This is a genomic window from Streptomyces mauvecolor (assembly GCF_039532965.1).
In the GTDB taxonomy this organism is placed as follows: domain Bacteria; phylum Actinomycetota; class Actinomycetes; order Streptomycetales; family Streptomycetaceae; genus Streptomyces; species Streptomyces violascens.
Genome location: NZ_BAAASQ010000002.1, coordinates 270,786 through 285,972, shown reverse-complemented (window position 1 = coordinate 285,972; position 15,187 = coordinate 270,786). Strand labels below are relative to the sequence as shown.

16 protein-coding genes are annotated in these 15,187 nt (G+C 69.8%); 10 read left to right on the top strand and 6 right to left on the bottom strand.

Going from position 1 to position 15,187, the window contains the following annotated elements; all coding sequences use genetic code 11:
• The first annotated feature begins 368 nt into the window (after positions 1-368).
• From ABD346_RS02045 to ABD346_RS02035, 3 genes are all read left to right on the top strand, one after another.
• Positions 369-1,499: a LacI family DNA-binding transcriptional regulator gene (locus tag ABD346_RS02045; RefSeq protein ID WP_344370972.1), complete on the top strand. Its 1,131-nt coding sequence runs from the start codon at positions 369-371 to the stop codon at positions 1,497-1,499.
• 254 nt (positions 1,500-1,753) lie between these two features.
• Positions 1,754-2,908, top strand: a complete 1,155-nt coding sequence (locus ABD346_RS02040; protein ID WP_344370970.1) for a metallophosphoesterase — start codon at positions 1,754-1,756, stop codon at positions 2,906-2,908.
• 173 nt (positions 2,909-3,081) lie between these two features.
• Positions 3,082-3,930, top strand: coding sequence for a hypothetical protein (locus ABD346_RS02035; protein ID WP_344370968.1), 849 nt, complete (start codon positions 3,082-3,084; stop codon positions 3,928-3,930).
• Positions 3,931-3,996: 66 nt separating this feature from the next.
• Here the strand turns inward: ABD346_RS02035 and thiC are convergent, their stop codons facing one another.
• On the bottom strand, positions 3,997-5,775 hold the full coding sequence (gene thiC, locus ABD346_RS02030; RefSeq protein ID WP_344370966.1) for a phosphomethylpyrimidine synthase ThiC: 1,779 nt from the start codon (positions 5,773-5,775) through the stop codon (positions 3,997-3,999).
• A 198-nt stretch (positions 5,776-5,973) separates the two neighbouring features.
• On the opposite strand from thiC, the gene ABD346_RS02025 reads away from it, so the two are divergent.
• Complete coding sequence (locus ABD346_RS02025) at positions 5,974-7,320, top strand: YibE/F family protein (RefSeq protein ID WP_344370964.1); 1,347 nt, start codon at positions 5,974-5,976, stop codon at positions 7,318-7,320.
• A 4-nt stretch (positions 7,321-7,324) separates the two neighbouring features.
• Here the strand turns inward: ABD346_RS02025 and ABD346_RS02020 are convergent, their stop codons facing one another.
• The 4 genes from ABD346_RS02020 to ABD346_RS02005 form a co-directional block, all read right to left on the bottom strand.
• Positions 7,325-7,759, bottom strand: coding sequence for an SsgA family sporulation/cell division regulator (locus ABD346_RS02020; RefSeq protein ID WP_189965746.1), 435 nt, complete (start codon positions 7,757-7,759; stop codon positions 7,325-7,327).
• 102 nt (positions 7,760-7,861) lie between these two features.
• Positions 7,862-8,632: an IclR family transcriptional regulator gene (locus ABD346_RS02015; RefSeq protein WP_344370962.1), complete on the bottom strand. Its 771-nt coding sequence runs from the start codon at positions 8,630-8,632 to the stop codon at positions 7,862-7,864.
• Between the two features lie 317 nt (positions 8,633-8,949).
• Positions 8,950-9,171: a DUF5326 family protein gene (locus tag ABD346_RS02010; RefSeq protein ID WP_344370961.1), complete on the bottom strand. Its 222-nt coding sequence runs from the start codon at positions 9,169-9,171 to the stop codon at positions 8,950-8,952.
• 151 nt (positions 9,172-9,322) lie between these two features.
• On the bottom strand, positions 9,323-9,640 hold the full coding sequence (locus ABD346_RS02005; protein ID WP_189965740.1) for a cupin domain-containing protein: 318 nt from the start codon (positions 9,638-9,640) through the stop codon (positions 9,323-9,325).
• A 49-nt stretch (positions 9,641-9,689) separates the two neighbouring features.
• Between ABD346_RS02005 and ABD346_RS02000 the strand changes: the two genes are divergently transcribed.
• The 4 genes from ABD346_RS02000 (at position 9,690) to ABD346_RS01985 (ending at position 12,969) form a co-directional block, all read left to right on the top strand.
• Entirely contained in the window at positions 9,690-10,070 is a 381-nt protein-coding gene (locus ABD346_RS02000; protein ID WP_344370957.1) for a phage holin family protein, read from the top strand.
• Positions 10,071-10,138: 68 nt separating this feature from the next.
• Complete coding sequence (locus ABD346_RS01995; protein WP_344370955.1) at positions 10,139-11,263, top strand: cystathionine gamma-lyase; 1,125 nt, start codon at positions 10,139-10,141, stop codon at positions 11,261-11,263.
• 267 nt (positions 11,264-11,530) lie between these two features.
• Positions 11,531-12,427 carry a LysR family transcriptional regulator gene (locus tag ABD346_RS01990; RefSeq protein WP_344370954.1) on the top strand — a complete coding sequence of 299 codons (897 nt, stop codon included), beginning with the start codon at positions 11,531-11,533 and terminating at the stop codon, positions 12,425-12,427.
• Between the two features lie 59 nt (positions 12,428-12,486).
• Positions 12,487-12,969: an NUDIX domain-containing protein gene (locus ABD346_RS01985; protein WP_053724685.1), complete on the top strand. Its 483-nt coding sequence runs from the start codon at positions 12,487-12,489 to the stop codon at positions 12,967-12,969.
• Between the two features lie 9 nt (positions 12,970-12,978).
• Here ABD346_RS01985 and ABD346_RS01980 read toward each other — a convergent pair whose 3' ends face one another.
• Positions 12,979-13,611, bottom strand: coding sequence for an HAD family hydrolase (locus ABD346_RS01980; RefSeq protein WP_344370951.1), 633 nt, complete (start codon positions 13,609-13,611; stop codon positions 12,979-12,981).
• A gap of 131 nt (positions 13,612-13,742) precedes the next feature.
• On the opposite strand from ABD346_RS01980, the gene ABD346_RS01975 reads away from it, so the two are divergent.
• Together ABD346_RS01975 and ABD346_RS01970 are read left to right on the top strand one after the other, a co-directional pair.
• Positions 13,743-14,264, top strand: a complete 522-nt coding sequence (locus ABD346_RS01975; RefSeq protein WP_344370948.1) for a DUF2269 domain-containing protein — start codon at positions 13,743-13,745, stop codon at positions 14,262-14,264.
• 5 nt (positions 14,265-14,269) lie between these two features.
• Positions 14,270-15,124: a GNAT family N-acetyltransferase gene (locus tag ABD346_RS01970; protein WP_344370946.1), complete on the top strand. Its 855-nt coding sequence runs from the start codon at positions 14,270-14,272 to the stop codon at positions 15,122-15,124.
• The last annotated feature ends 63 nt before the right edge of the window (positions 15,125-15,187 follow it).

Below are 15,187 nucleotides of genomic sequence, written 5' to 3'. Positions count from 1 at the left end.
GCCGCGGCGGACAGCTCCGTACACATCCAATACTCCTCACCTTATGAGGATTCGGCTCCCCTGCGAATAGCGGACGGGGAGCGGTTCCCGGCGGGCGTACGGGAAGGGGGGAGCGCTCCCGTTCCGTCCGCGCGCCGGTGGCCCGCGCCGTGGCGCGCATCACCCGTGAAGGTGAGTTGAGACCTCTTCGAGACATCGGACAGTTGTCAGCCGCCCACGGGTCGACAAGCGCCACCACAACGCCCGATCGCCCAACTCCCTTGCATAGCAAGGCCACTGACGCTTTTCGATCATGCAGAAACGTGCCTGTCAACGCGTGCATATGCACCCGGGCCAACCGCCCGTCATCGCCCTACTATCGGCTCGCCATGACAGCAGCAGGGAAGCACCAGGTGAGCCGGTCGACCGGTCGCCGGCTGGGGCGGGCGGGCATTCGGGACGTGGCCGCCGCCGCCGGTGTCTCCATCACGACCGTCTCCGACGCGCTCAACGGCAAGGGCCGGCTCCCCGACGCCACCCGCCGCCACGTCCGCGAGGTCGCAGACCGGCTGGGCTACCGCCCATCCGCAGCGGCCCGCACGCTCCGTACCGGAAAGTCGGGCCTCATCGGCCTGACCGTGACGACCTACGGGGATGAACCTTTCACCTTCACCGAATTCGCGTACTTCGCCGAGATGGCCAGAGCCGCGACGTCGGCGGCGCTGGCCCGCGGCTACGCCCTCGTCATCCTGCCCGCCACCTCACGCCGCAGCCCGGCGGACGTCTGGTCGAACGTCGCCCTCGACGGCACCGTCGTCATCGACCCCTCCGACCAGGACCCCGTCGTCACCGAACTCGTACGCCAGGGCCTTCCGGTCGTCTCCGACGGCCGCCCGGCGGGCTCGCTGCCCGTCACGGCCTGGGTGGACAACGACCACGAGGCCGCCGTACTCAGCCTGCTCGACCATCTCGCCGCCGCCGGCGCCCGCCGGATCGGCCTGCTCACCGGAACCACCACCGACACCTACACCCGTCTGTCCACCGAGGCCTATCTGACCTGGTGCGAACGCGTCGGCCAGGACCCGGTGTACGAGTCCTACCCGGCACACGACCCGTGTGCGGGCGCCGTCGCGGCCGACCGGCTGCTCGCCCGCCCGGACCGGCCCGATGCCGTGTACGGACTCTTCGACCCCAATGGCACCGACCTGCTCGCGGCCGCGCGGCGCTACGGACTGCGGGTACCCGAGGACCTGCTCCTCGTGTGCTGCAGCGAGTCCACCGTGTACGCCACCACCGAGCCGCCCATCACCACCCTCTCGCTCAAACCGCGCCGCATCGGCACGGCCGTCGTCCAGCTCCTCATCGACGCGATCGAAGGAATCGACAACGGTCACCCGATCGAGCAGGTAATACCGACCGAACTGATCGTGCGGACCTCGTCCCAGCGGCGCCCGCCGCGCACCACGGTCAGCCCGCCCCGCTCGCCGGCCAAGGACCAGACCGGCCCCAACAAGGAGTGAACTCCCGGCCGGGCGAAGTCTCCCGGCCGGTTCACGTTGGACTCAAGATCGTCCGAGCGGCAGAATCAGCCTGCATCCGATCACCACATTGGGGACATAAACCCCCGCGAACACCGCTCACACCCGGATTGACCACCCCTGGTGCGTCACACAGCATGAGGCGCATTCCTATGATGGGCGCACGACACCACGGATCCCCGCCCGACCTGGCGGCTCCCACGGTGTACGGCGGTGCGACGGTGGTGGAGGGGTCGATGACTCAGGGGGCCGGTCAGGGACCCGTGCGGACGGAGACGTTGCGTGACTTCCGGGTGCCGCCGTACGCGCAACAGACCCCCGTGCCACCGCCCGAGGAACCTCCCGCGCGGCCGGAGCCGGTCGTGCACGTCTTCCGCCAGGAGCCGCCCGCCGGTCACCCGGAAGCACCCGCACGCTTCGCGGCCGCTCCGGAGCCCGGCGCGACCACCTATTCGGATGACGAGCCCCCCGAGGGCTACACGCCGACGGCACGCGACCTCCCGGTCATCCACCGGGGGGACACCGTGAAGCTGCCGACGGTCGAACCCGTCGCCCCCGAGGCCTCCGAGGGCCCCGGCCCGCTGTACGTCGTCGGCGACGTCCACGGCTACCTCGACGAACTGCTGGCCGCCCTGCGCGAGCAGCGCCTCATCGACGAGTCCGGCAACTGGGCCGCGGGCACCGCCCGCCTCTGGTTCCTCGGCGACTTCACCGACCGGGGCCCCGACGGCATCGGCGTCATCGACCTGGTCATGCGGCTCTCCGCCGAGGCCGCGGCCGCCGGCGGCTACTGCAAGGCGCTCATGGGCAACCACGAGCTGCTGCTCATCGGCGCCAAGCGGTTCGCGGACACCCCGGTCAACTCCGGCGCGGGCACCGCCACCTTCCAGGCCGCCTGGCTGCTCAACGGCGGCCAGAAGGCCGACATGGACCGGCTCCAGGACGTACACCTGCAGTGGATGTCCCGGCTCGACGCCATCGAGCACGAGGACGACCACCTCCTCATGCACTCCGACACAACCGCCTATCTGGATTACGGCGACTCGATCGAGGCGGTCAACGACACCGTCCACGCCATCCTCAACCGCAACGACGCCGACGAGTGCTGGGACCTGTTCCGCAAGTTCACCAAGCGCTTCGCCTTCCGCGACGAATCGGGCCCGCAGGCCGCCCGCGAGCTGCTCTCGGCGTACGGCGGGCAGCGGATCGTGCACGGCCACAGCCCGATTCCGTATCTGCTCGGCGAGGTCGGGACGGAGGACGGCGAGGAGGACTCGCGCCCGGTGGTCGAGGGTCCGCATGTGTATGCCGACGGTCTTGCCATCGCCATGGACGGCGGCGTGACCATGGCCGGAAAGCTGCTGGTCCAGCAGCTTCCGTTGCATGACTGACGGGTGACCGGGAAGGCGTTCTGCAAAGCGCCGGGTATGCCATTTCCGGAAACACCCTGTCACCCCGTGCCGTAGCGGCTCTACCATCGGGTTATCCGTAGCAGGCTCTCCTCCGTTTCCGCCCAAGTGCCCGTTCATCAGGCGGGCTTCCCGGCCCTACGGAGCATCGGGGGATGCACATGAACAGCGCTCCGCACCTGCTCGCCGAGGACCGCCCGGAGTTCGAGCGGATTCTCGACGAGGCACTGCGCACCGCGCATGAACGGCCCGAGCTGTCCGGTATCGGCGACCGCCTCAACGCCGTGCAACTGCGCACCATGGTGCTCGCCGCCGGTACGTTCGTCACCGAGCGAGCCGCCGCCGAGTACGAGAACTACGTCCAGGCGCGCGAAGAGCTGCGCTCGCCCTCCACAGCCGCCGCGCGTGATTCCGCCCTCACCGCCGCCGCCGAGGCCGTGAGCATGGAGCCCTCGGGCGCGGGCATCGGCGCGGTCGTGGCCGTGCTCGCCCCGGTGCTCGCGGGGACCGCCGCCGCGATCTTCCTCCTGGTCGGCTACATCCTGAAGATGCTCAACCCGGTGCCGGCCTTCGCCGACACCATGCTGACGGCGGGCTGGTTCTTCGGCGCGCTGACCGCCGCCGCGATACTCGCCGCGGCCGTCGGACTGCTCATCACCGCGGTACGCAACGGCGCCACACAGGTCGTGGCCATCGACGAGGACAGCGAGGCGGACGCCCCAGACGAGCGCACCCAGGAGTTCGCCCGGGCCCGCGAGGCCTGGCGCCACGCCCTGCTCGAACGCGGCATCTACCCGTTCCTGCGCGACGCCCTTGCCGACCCGAGCGTCGACCCCGGCGCCCCGGCACCGCGCCGCCCGATCGGCCGCATCCCCACCCTCGGCTACGACCGCCCGGGCTTCGACAGCCCCGACGAGGGCGGCTCCCCCACCAACCACCCCAGTTTCACCAGCCCGGACTTCACCAGCCCCGACTTCGGGGGGCCGGAGCACCAGCCGGACTGAACCGGCGGACGCGGCGCCGCACCCGGGAGTGGTCCGCTCCCGGGGCGGCGCGAGGACCGCATCGCCTCAGTCGGCGATCGGCAGATAGACCCGGTTGCCCGCGTCCGCGAACTCCTTGGACTTCTCCGCCATTCCGGCCTCGATCTCCTCGGACTTCAGGTCGCCGCCGTGTTCGCGGCGGATGTCCTGGGAGATCTTCATCGAGCAGAACTTCGGACCGCACATCGAGCAGAAGTGCGCGGTCTTGGCCGGCTCCGCGGGCAGCGTCTCGTCGTGGAACTCCCGGGCGGTGTCCGGGTCGAGGGCCAGGTTGAACTGGTCCTCCCAGCGGAACTCGAACCGGGCGTCCGAGAGCGCGTCGTCCCACTCCTGCGCGCCCGGGTGCCCCTTGGCCAGGTCCGCCGCGTGCGCGGCGATCTTGTACGTGATGACGCCGGTCTTCACGTCATCCCGGTTGGGCAGGCCGAGGTGCTCCTTGGGCGTGACGTAGCAGAGCATCGCGGTGCCCCACCAGGCGATCATCGCCGCGCCGATGCCGGAGGTGATGTGGTCGTAGGCGGGCGCCACATCGGTGGTCAGCGGCCCCAGGGTGTAGAACGGGGCCTCCTCGCAGATCTCCTGCTGGAGGTCGATGTTCTCCTTGATCTTGTGCATCGGGACGTGTCCCGGGCCCTCGATCATCGTCTGTACGTTGTGACGCTTGGCGATCGTGTTGAGTTCCCCGAGCGTGCGCAGCTCCGCGAACTGGGCCTCGTCATTGGCGTCCGCGATGGAGCCGGGCCGCAGGCCGTCGCCGAGCGAGTACGTCACGTCGTAGGCCGCGAGGATCTCGCAGAGCTCCTCGAAGTTCTCGTACAGGAACGATTCCTTGTGGTGCGCCAGGCACCAGGCGGCCATGATCGAGCCGCCGCGCGAGACGATGCCGGTCTTGCGGCGGGCGGTCAGCGGCACGTACCGCAGCAGCACGCCGGCGTGGACCGTCATGTAGTCGACGCCCTGCTCGGCCTGCTCGATGACCGTGTCCTTGTAGATGTCCCAGGTCAGTTCCTCGGCTCGGCCGTCGACCTTCTCCAGGGCCTGGTACAGCGGCACCGTGCCGATGGGGACGGGGGAGTTGCGCAGGACCCACTCGCGGGTGGTGTGGATGTTGCGGCCCGTGGAGAGGTCCATGACCGTGTCCGCGCCCCACTGGGTGGCCCACGTCATCTTGTCGACCTCCTCCTCGATGGAGGAGGTGACCGCGGAGTTCCCGATGTTGGCGTTGACCTTCACCAGGAACCGCTTGCCGATGATCATCGGCTCGATCTCGGGGTGGTTGATGTTGGCGGGGAGTACGGCGCGGCCCGCCGCGATCTCCTCGCGGACGACCTCGGGGGAGACGTTCTCGCGGATCGCGACGTACTCCATCTCCGGGGTGATCTCGCCGCGGCGCGCGTACGCGAGCTGGGTGACGGCCTGGCCGCCGCGGCCCCGGCGGGGCTGGCGCGGGCGGCCCGGGAAGACCGCGTCGAGGTTCTTGAGGCCCCCGCGCGGCGAGGTGTGCTTGATGCCGTCGTCCTCGGGGCGGACCGGCCGGCCCGCGTACTCCTCGGTGTCGCCGCGCCCGATGATCCAGTTCTCCCGGAGCGGGGCGAGGCCTCGGCGGACGTCGGTCTCGACGTTCGGGTCGGTGTACGGCCCCGACGTGTCGTACAGCGTCACGGCCTTGCCGTTGGTGAGGTGCACCTGGCGGACCGGCACCCGGAGGTCGGGGCGCGAACCCTCCACGTACCCCTTGTGCCAGCCGATGGACTTCCCGCTCTCCGCAGTGCTGGAGGCAGGCGTGCGTGCGTCCTGAATGGTCATGAGACCTACTCCCTACGCCGGCATTACCCGGTAACAGGTTCGGCGGTCGGCGCAGCCGCTCCCGTACGGTTCGTACGGATTTCAGCGCCCTCTCAGCCCGGTGCTCCGAGCTCCCGCGTGTGCAAAGGTGTCACCACGCTAGCGCCATCACTGGCGCGCTGAACAGAGGGCCCCCTCGGTTCTTGCGATGATCGGGCGGTGACCTCACCAGAACCGCACCTTCCGCGCCAGCACGGCGGACACGGCCACGGGCACGGCCACGCGCACAGCCACGGACCCGCGGCCCCCGTCTCCAAGCACCTGCGCAAAGTCATCGCCGCTGTGCTGATTCCTTTCTCCACAGCGGTACTTGTGGGCCTCGTGGTGCTCTGGCCGGGTGGCGCCCCGGCGCACCAGCGCACCGGCGTCGGCTTCGACCGCCAGACCCAGCAGGCCAAGGTCATCAAAGTGGACAAGGTGGACTGCAAGTCGGTCAATGCCGGTCAGACCCCGTCGAACGGCGACACCTCCACCGCCGAGGGCCAGCAGGCCAGAAACGCCCAGCGGGGTCTGTGCGGCAAGGCCACCGTCGAGGTCACCTCGGGCAAGGAGAAAGGCCGCACCTTCACCGAGATCGTCCAGCCCGACTCGCCCCGCCAGCTGCACACGGGGCAGGGCGTGATCGTCGCGTACGCCCCCGATGCACCCCATGACCTGCAGTATTCGGTGACGGATGTGAACCGCAGGCTCCCCATGGCGCTGCTCGCCGGGATCTTCGCGCTCGCCGTCGTGGTTGTCGGCCGGCTGCGCGGGGTCATGGCGCTGGTCGCCCTGGTGGTCTCGTTCGCCGTGCTGACGCTGTTCATCCTCCCGGCGGTGCTCCAGGGCTCCAATCCACTGCTCGTGGCGGTGGTCGGGGCGAGCGCCATCATGCTGATCGCGCTCTACATGTGCCACGGCCTGTCCGCACGCACCTCCGTCGCCGTCCTCGGCACCCTCGTCTCACTGATGCTGATCGGACTGCTCGGGTCGCTCTTCATCGGCTGGGCCTCGCTCACCGGCAACACCGACGACAACACGGGCCTGATCCACGGCCTCTACCCGAACATCGACATGTCCGGCCTGCTGCTCGCCGGCGTCATCATCGGCTCGCTCGGCGTCCTCGACGACGTGACGGTCACTCAGACCTCCGCGGTGTGGGAACTGCACGAGGCCAACCCGACGATGGGCCCGCGCGGCCTGTACCGGGCGGGCATCCGGATCGGCCGCGACCACATCGCCTCGGTGGTCAACACCCTGGTGCTCGCCTACGCGGGCGCGGCACTGCCCCTGCTGCTGCTGTTCTCGATCGCGCAGAGCAGCGTGGGCACGGTGGCCAACAGCGAGCTGGTCGCCGAGGAGATCGTCCGCACTCTGGTCGGGTCGATCGGCCTGGTCGCCTCGGTGCCGCTGACCACGGCGCTCGCCGCTCTGGTGGTCTCCGCCGACCGCCCGGCCGCCGATGCCGGCAGATCTCCGCGCCCGAGTCCGGTACGCAGCGGGGGCGGCCACCGCCGCAAGAAGTAGCCGCTCAGCCGGCGTTCTCCTCGGCAAGGATGCGCCCGAGCGCGTCCTCCAGGTGCTCGTCGAACTCGCCGAGCGTCCATTCCTGGCCCAGTGGCACGAGCTTGTCGGTGCGGTCCAGGAAGGCCACCAGGGGCGCCGCGCCGGCCCGGAAGAGGGCGTGGTCGCCGCCCACCTGGAGCCGGATGTGCACATCGGAAAGCTCCTCGGGCCCGCTGGGCTCGACCCGCACATCACCGTCCCCGGCAGGCCCGTTGATGCCGTCGAGCAGCAGCTCACGGCCGAATGCCCAGGTGACGGGCGCGTCGCCGGGAAGGTGGAAGGTCATGCGCACCGCGTAAGGATCCATCGCGTCGTACGTCAGCTCCACCGGGATCCGGAAGGAAAGCTCCTCGGAGACGAGGAAGCTCATCATGACTTCTGCCTGAACCGATTCACGCATCTCACGAACCCCGCTTTAGCTGAAACTGGCCAGGAATGATCCACCATGACCCTCTTGACGCAATCGTGCTGGAAGCGGTAGCAGATCACAAGGAGTGAGTTTTCAGATACTGATAGAGAATGCGAGCGAACCCAGGAGGCTTCCCACCTCGCCGCGCAGCCGCTCAATGGCCGGCAGCAAGCGTTCCTGCTGGTCAAGGGGTACGGAAATGGCCATGGTCGCGACGCTGGAGCCGGCCGTGACGGGGATGGCGGCGCAGACGGTGCCCAGCGCGTACTGCTGCCGTTCGACGACGGGTTGCATACGCTCCGTAGCCGCCAGCCGCTCGGACAGGGCCCGCCGGTCCCGCACGGTGTAGGGGGTGATCGCCTCGACCGGATGCCGGTCCAGGTAGTCCTCACGGGCGTGGTCGTCGAGCTGGCCGAGCAGGCACTGGCCGATCGCGTGGGCGTGCCCGGTCTCGCGGAAGTCGGCCCATTCCTCGACGGCGGGCGCGGAAGGGGTGTCGGCAACCCCGGCGATCTCAATCTCACCCTCGCGGTAGACAGCGAAGTAGACGGGCACCCCGATGGAGTCCCGCCAGCGGGCCAGCGAATTGGTGATCTTGCTGCGACGGCTCTGCCGGGCCCCGCCCGCCGCCAGCCGCTCGGCCGCCGGCCCGAAGACGAACACCCCGTTCTCGCGCTGCAGATAGCCCTCGTGGGTCAGGGTCCGCAGCAGGTGGTACGCCGTGGGCAGCGGCAGTCCGGCCTCACGCGCCAGCTGCTTGGCGGGGGCTCCGTCCAGGTGCGTGCCCACTGCTTCCAGCAGGCGCAGAGCCCGCTGGACCGAGCCGATCAGGGTAGGGACGGCGGCATTCGAAGCCGTGGCCACAGGTCACCCCCAGGCGTGCTGACGGGCAACACGCCCGCCCGCGGGGGCCGCCCCCGCGCGCCCGCCGTGATCCCGGGGGCGGCGAAACGGGCCGGTCGGACCGGTGTCGGATGCGGTCAGGACCCGTGATTCCCAAGGGGCGGCAGAGACTTGCCACTCTAATGGCCGACCTCACGGAGGAAGGGGGTTCGGCCAGGTCCGTTCCCCCGGCCGGGCTAATCCCCGGGTGCCCCGGACGCGGCCCGCCGAATCCGTCCGGGCCCCGGTCCGGCCCGGTGCGGGCTCCGGGCGGAGTTTCGTGGTCCGCCCGGGCCCGGCTACCAGTCGCCGTGCGACGAGGACGAGGAGGACATGAACCTGCGCACCAGGTAGATCACTCCGCCGACCAGGGCCACGAAGACCAGGACCTTGAAGAGCAGCCCGAACAGGAAGCCGACCACGCTCGCGATCAGGCCGCCGAACACGACCAGGGCGATGACGGGCACGGCGACCCACTTCACCCACCAGGGCATCCCCGCGAATATCTCCCGTGCCGCCATCGTCCCTACCTCTTTCTGTCGGTATTTCTGTCAGTTCACGAGTTCTGTGCTTTCGACACTCTCGATGCTAGGGGCGAGAGGGTACCGAACGGGGCCCTCGCAGCCCTTGAACTCCCCTGACCGAACCCCTAGGGAGAATCGGGGGCGGCCCTCAGCTCTCAGGCGGAGAGAAGACGACCAGAACCCTCAGGTCCTCGGTGATGTGGTGGAACTTGTGCGCCACCCCGGCCGGCACGTAGACCACGCTGCCCCGCGCGACCTGCGTCGTCTCCAGGCCCACGGTGATCGAGGCGCGGCCGCTGACCACGAAGTAGATCTCGTCCTGGGCGTGCGGGGACTGAGGGTCGTGCGCGCCCGCGTCGAGGGCGTAAAGGCCCGCCGACATGTTCCGCTCGCGCAGAAACTGCAGATACGCACCGTCGTTGGCGGCTCGCTCCGCCTCCAACTCGTCGAGCCGGAAATCTTTCATCGTCTCTGCCCCTGCGCTTGTGCCGATCGGGTCTGCCACGATCAGACCCATGAAGAATTTTGTAGTCAAGACGATCGCCAACGCGGCCGCCCTCGCGGTGGCCATCTGGCTCGTGAAGAACATCACCCTGACCGGCGACAACACCGGCAAGAAGGCGCTGACGCTGGTTCTGGTCGCGCTGGTCTTCGGCGTGGTGAATTTCGTCGTGAAGCCCGTCGTGAAGTTTCTGTCGTTCCCCCTCTTCATCCTCACGCTCGGCCTGATCACCTTGGTGATCAACGCGTTGATGCTGCTCCTCACCTCGTGGCTCGCCGACAAGCTGAACCTCAGCTTCCACGTCGAGGGCTTCTGGACCGCCGTGGTCGGCGCCCTGATCATCTCGATCGTGTCCTGGGCGATGCACGTCGTCCTGCCCGACGGCAAGGACTGAAGGTTGGCGACCCCCTGTTCCGCTGGTTCTCCCAGCTCGATCCTCACGACGGAAATGGAGCGTGTGGCATGACAGGTGACGGCACTCGATCCGTACGCGCCGGGCTTCCCGAGCCGGTGGCCTTCGAGCCCACCCTGCCCGGGCCGGTGTTCGCCGCCCACTTCCATCTGCCCGGCGAGGCGGCCGGACCGTACACCTACGGCCGCGACACCAACCCGACGTGGACCCATCTGGAGCGGGCGATAGCCGAGCTGGAGTCCCCCGACGAGAGCGCCGAGGCGGTCGTCTTCGCCTCCGGGATGGCGGCGATCTCGGCCGTGCTGCTCTCCCAGGCACGCTCCGGCGACACGGTGGTCCTGCCGGACGACGGCTATCAGGCCCTGCCGCTGGTCCGCGAGCAGTTGGAGGCGTACGGCATCGAGGTGCGCACCGCGCCGACCGCCGCCGATGCCCAACTGGCCCACCTGGACGGCGCGAAGCTGCTGTGGATCGAGACCCCCTCCAATCCGGGGCTCGATGTGTGCGACGTACGGCGCCTCGCCCGGGCCGCGCACGACGCGGGCGCGCTGGTGGCGGTCGACAACACGCTGGCCACGCCGCTCGGGCAGCGTCCCCTCGAACTCGGCGCGGACTTCACGGTCGCCAGCGGCACCAAGGGCCTGACCGGGCACGGCGACCTTCTCCTCGGCTATGTGGTGTGCCGCGATCCGGACCTCGCCGCACGGGTACGCAAGTGGCGCAAGGTCGTCGGGGCGATCCCGGGCCCGATGGAGGCATGGCTGGCCCACCGCTCCCTCGCGACGCTGCATCTGCGGGCCGACCGGCAGGCCGCGAACGCCCTGGCCCTGGCCGAGGCGCTGACCAAGCGCGCCGAGGTGACAGACCTGCGCTACCCGGGCCTGCCCTCGGACCCCTCCTACCGCCTGGCCTCGGCCCAGATGCGGCGCTTCGGCTGCGTGGTCTCCTTCGACCTGCCCGACCGCGCCTTCGCCGAACGGTTCCTGGAAGCGCTGAGCCTGGTCGACGACGCCACGAGCTTCGGCAGCGTGCGCTCCACCGCCGAACGACGCGGCCGCTGGGGCGGCGACGCGGTGTCGGAGGGCTTCATCCGCTTCTCGGTCGGCGCGGAGGACGCCACGGACCTGATCGCAGACGTGGAACGCGCACTGGACGAGGCGGGGGCGGCGGGCTGAGCAGGGGCGTCCGAGGCGTCCGCGTTCCTGCCCGCGGCGGTTCCCGAGGAGCTGCTCAAGCCAGAAGCCATACGTAAGACGGACGGTCCGAGCCTCCCCCCTCATGGCTCGGACCGTCCCGGTTCTCGCGCGCCAAGAACCGCCCGGACAAGGCTAGTTGACTCTGCGTCAGTGTCCAATCACAGTAGCGACAGAGACCTATCGACATATTTATAGTTGTGTCCGGCCGGGGACGTCGTGAGGCAGTTCAGGACGGGAGGGCACAGCATGGATCTTGCCCTGCTGCGTACGTTCGTCACCGTGCACCGGGCCGGCTCCTTCACCCGGGCCGCTGCGCTGCTCGGGCTCTCGCAGCCCGCGGTGACCAGCCAGATACGCACCCTGGAGCGGCAGTTGGGCCGGCCCCTCTTCCTGCGCCAGGCACGCGGGGTGACCCCGACGACCATCGGCGACGAACTGGCCCAGCGGGCCGCGCCGCACCTGGACGCGCTCGTCGAGATCGCCGAGGCCGGCCTCGGCGAGGAGCCGGGACTCCGGACCCTGCACCTGGCCGGCCCGCCGGAGTTCACCTCGCTGCGCGCCCTGCCCGCGCTCACCCGTCTCCTCCCGCACGGCCTCACGCTGCGGGCCTCCTTCGGCAATGCCGAGGAGACCCTGGAGGGCCTGGCCGCCGGACACCACGATCTGGCCATCGCCACCGCCCGTCCGCGCGGCCGACTGCTGTCCTCGACTCCGCTGTGCGACGAGGAACACGTGCTGGTCGCCGGGGTGCGCTGGGCGGCACGACTCGGTCCCGGCGTGCTGCGCCACGGCGGTCCCGAGGTCCTGGAGCCCATACCTGTGGTCGAGGTCCACGAGTCGCTGCCGCTGGTGACGCGCTACTGGGCGTCCGTGTTCGACGCCAAACCGGCCGCCGCGGGCGCGGTCGTCGCCCCCGATCTGCGGGCGGTCCTCGCCGCGGTGGCGGCCGGAGCGGGCCTGGCCGTGCTGCCGCGCTATCTGTGCGAGACGGCCCTGGAGGAGGGCCAGGTGGTGGCGCTGCTCGACCCTCCGGTGCCGCCGCTGCGCACCTATTTCCTGGCGGTGCGCACCGGCACACTCGGCCTCGCGCACATCGCGCGGGCGCAGGAATGGCTGCTGCGCGCTGCGGTCGACTGGGGCTGATGAGCTGCGGGGGAGGCCCCGGGAGTTTCGCAGGGGTCCCATCGGGCCACATTTCTCCCATGACCGTACGTCCAGTGGTCAAGCGCACCGCACGAGCCGTTCTGCTCGACGGCGACGACCTGATTCTGATCAAGCGCACCAAGCCCGGCATGGATCCGTACTGGCTCACCCCAGGCGGCGGCGTCGAACCCGAGGACTCCACCGTCGTCGAGGCCCTGCACCGCGAGGTGCACGAGGAACTCGGCGCGAAGATCACCGACGTGGTGCCCTGCTTCGTCGACACCGTCGAGCACATCGGGGCGGACGGCGGCGCGACCGGCGTGAAGGTGCAGCACTTCTTCGTCTGCCGCCTCGACTCCATGGACCCCTCGCTGCGGCACGGCCCCGAGATCGAGGAGCCCTGCGGGGAGTACGAGATCGTCCGCATCCCGTTCACCCGCGTCGGCATCGCCTCGGTGCACCTCGTCCCGCTGTCCCTCAGGCACTACCTGGACGGCAACATCGAGGGCGTGCGCGCCATGCACGCACCCGACCTGGGCTAGCCGGGCCGCTCACCCCGCGGCACGAACCAGCGCGTAGGCCTCACGCAGGTCGCCGCCCGTGTACGTGTGGGTGGCGAGGCCCGCGAGATGGTGGTCCGCGTTCACCGCGACCGACACGGGCACCGCGGCGAAGAGGTCCACGTCGGACATCGAGTCCCCGTACGCCACACAGCTCCGGGGACCGACACCGAACTCGGCACACAGGCGGTTCATGACGCTCACCTTGGCCGCCGGGCTGAGAATCCCGGCGGGGTCCACGGGCCGCGTGAAGGGCACGTCCGGGAAGACGGAGCCATGGGCGGCGTGGGCGCCCCAGGCGAGCAGCCGTTCCACGAAGAAGGACGGGGAGAGGGAGATCACGGCGCAGTAGTCGCCCCGCTCGCGGATCTCCCGCCAGACGTCCTGGATTCCGGTGAGCCAGGGAGCGGTCGCGAAAGCATTCGCCACATGCACCTCGGTGAGCCCGGACCACAGGGCGTGCACGCGCACCGCGTACTCGGGCGGCCCGATCCGGCCCGTGGACAGCTCGCGCTCCAGCTCGCCTATTTCGCTGAGCAGTCCGAGCTGCCGGGATATCTCTACGGGTGCGGCGGAGCCCCGCATGAGCGTTCCGTCGAGGTCGAAAAGGTGAAGTCTCGCCATGTACGCCGAGGCTAGTACGTGGGGTTACTCCCCCTGTCGGACGCCTCACCTGGGCTCTCGGCGGCACCCTGTTTCACGTGAAACATCCTTCTCGCCCCGCATCCGGTCGCACGAGCCGCACGCCGTTTCACGTGAAACATCTACGGCGGCCCGTCCGTCGCGGCTGGCTGGTGGCTCATGTCGCCGTCTCGGTGAGCTGGCTGGGGCTGACCATCGGGCTGCTCGCTCTCGGCATCACCGCCTACACGACGGACTCCGCCGCCATGACCGAGGCCGCGTACCGGGCCATGAAGGTCTTCGGTGACTGGCTGGTGGTGCCCATCGCCCTGGTGACGCTCGGCACCGGCGTTGTGCTCTCGCTGGGCACCCGGTGGGGGCTCGCCCGGCATCGCTGGGTCTGGATCAAGTTCTGGCTGACCCTGATCACACTCTGCCTGTCGGCCTTCCTGCTGCGGCCCGAGATCAACAGTGCTGTCGCGGCCGGAGTCCCGGACACCAGCCTGGTGGCTGCCCCGGTCGTCTCTTCCAGCGCGTACTTCTTCATGACGGCGATCTCCGTGCTCAAGCCGTGGGGGCTGACGAAGCGTGGCCGGAAGTACCGTGCCGAGAGCCGGAAAGTGGTGGACGCCGTGCCGGTGCGTCAGACAACCTGACCCTCATGCCCTCACCGCTCGCCGAGCTCCCCCTGCGCCGCCTGACCACCGAAGACCTGATCGCCTGTGCCGACCTCTCCGAGGACCGGGGCTGGCCGCGCGAGGAGCACAAGTGGGGACTCCTGCTCGCGGCGGGCACCGGGTACGGGATCGACGCCCCCGACGGCAAGGGCCTGGTCACCGCCTGCGTGGTCACCTCCTACGGTCCGGGTCTCGCGGCCATCGGCATGGTTCTGGTGGCCGAGCGCTTTGCCCGGCAGGGCGTCGGCCGCCGTCTGATGAAGCACGTACTGCGGGAGCTGGAGGGCACTCCGCTCACCCTGCACGCCACGCCGAACGGGCGACTGCTGTACGAGGAGCTGGGCTTCGAGACGACCGGTCGAGCCGAGATGGTCAGGGGCCACTTCCGGCCGTCGGGCCCGGCCCCGACGGTGGCGACCCGCCCCGCGACCGCCGACGACCTGCCCAGGATCCTGCGGCTCGACGCCGAGGTCTTCGGGCAGGACCGCACGCACATGATCACCCGCCTGCCGGCCTTCTGCGACCAGTTGCGGGTCGCGGAGGACTCGGCCGGGCTGACCGGATTCGCGGCCGCCTGGCCCAACATGAACACCCATGTCGTGGGCCCGCTGATCGCCCGCGACACGGAGACCGCGAAGGCTCTGGTCGCCTCGCTCGCGGGCGGCACGGACCGCCCGCTGCGCACGGATGTCGACGTACGCCATGAAGAGCTGCTGACCTGGCTGAAGGCCTCCGGCATGGAGACGGTCGCCTTCAACGCGGTGATGACCTATGGCATCCCGGCTCTGCCGGGGGACTGGACCCGCCGCTTCGCGCCGCTGACGGTGGCCGCGGGCTAGCCGCCCGTGCATACGAGTTCGCCCCCATATGCCGTGATTTCACGGGCACTTGAGGGCGGACAC

What these genes read in the sequence shown, in the direction of transcription:
- ABD346_RS02010 (WP_344370961.1), bottom strand. Translation starts at nt 9,171, where the DNA reads ATGGCGGCACGGGAGATATTCGCGGGGATGCCCTGGTGGGTGAAGTGG.
- ABD346_RS02045 (WP_344370972.1), top strand. Translation starts at nt 369, where the DNA reads ATGACAGCAGCAGGGAAGCACCAGGTGAGCCGGTCGACCGGTCGCCGG.
- thiC (WP_344370966.1), bottom strand. Translation starts at nt 5,775, where the DNA reads ATGACCATTCAGGACGCACGCACGCCTGCCTCCAGCACTGCGGAGAGC.
- ABD346_RS01995 (WP_344370955.1), top strand. Translation starts at nt 10,139, where the DNA reads ATGACAGGTGACGGCACTCGATCCGTACGCGCCGGGCTTCCCGAGCCG.
- ABD346_RS01985 (WP_053724685.1), top strand. Translation starts at nt 12,487, where the DNA reads ATGACCGTACGTCCAGTGGTCAAGCGCACCGCACGAGCCGTTCTGCTC.
- ABD346_RS02035 (WP_344370968.1), top strand. Translation starts at nt 3,082, where the DNA reads ATGCACATGAACAGCGCTCCGCACCTGCTCGCCGAGGACCGCCCGGAG.
- ABD346_RS01980 (WP_344370951.1), bottom strand. Translation starts at nt 13,611, where the DNA reads ATGGCGAGACTTCACCTTTTCGACCTCGACGGAACGCTCATGCGGGGC.
- ABD346_RS02040 (WP_344370970.1), top strand. Translation starts at nt 1,754, where the DNA reads ATGACTCAGGGGGCCGGTCAGGGACCCGTGCGGACGGAGACGTTGCGT.
- ABD346_RS02005 (WP_189965740.1), bottom strand. Translation starts at nt 9,640, where the DNA reads ATGAAAGATTTCCGGCTCGACGAGTTGGAGGCGGAGCGAGCCGCCAAC.
- ABD346_RS02020 (WP_189965746.1), bottom strand. Translation starts at nt 7,759, where the DNA reads ATGCGTGAATCGGTTCAGGCAGAAGTCATGATGAGCTTCCTCGTCTCC.
- ABD346_RS01970 (WP_344370946.1), top strand. Translation starts at nt 14,270, where the DNA reads ATGCCCTCACCGCTCGCCGAGCTCCCCCTGCGCCGCCTGACCACCGAA.
- ABD346_RS01990 (WP_344370954.1), top strand. Translation starts at nt 11,531, where the DNA reads ATGGATCTTGCCCTGCTGCGTACGTTCGTCACCGTGCACCGGGCCGGC.
- ABD346_RS02000 (WP_344370957.1), top strand. Translation starts at nt 9,690, where the DNA reads ATGAAGAATTTTGTAGTCAAGACGATCGCCAACGCGGCCGCCCTCGCG.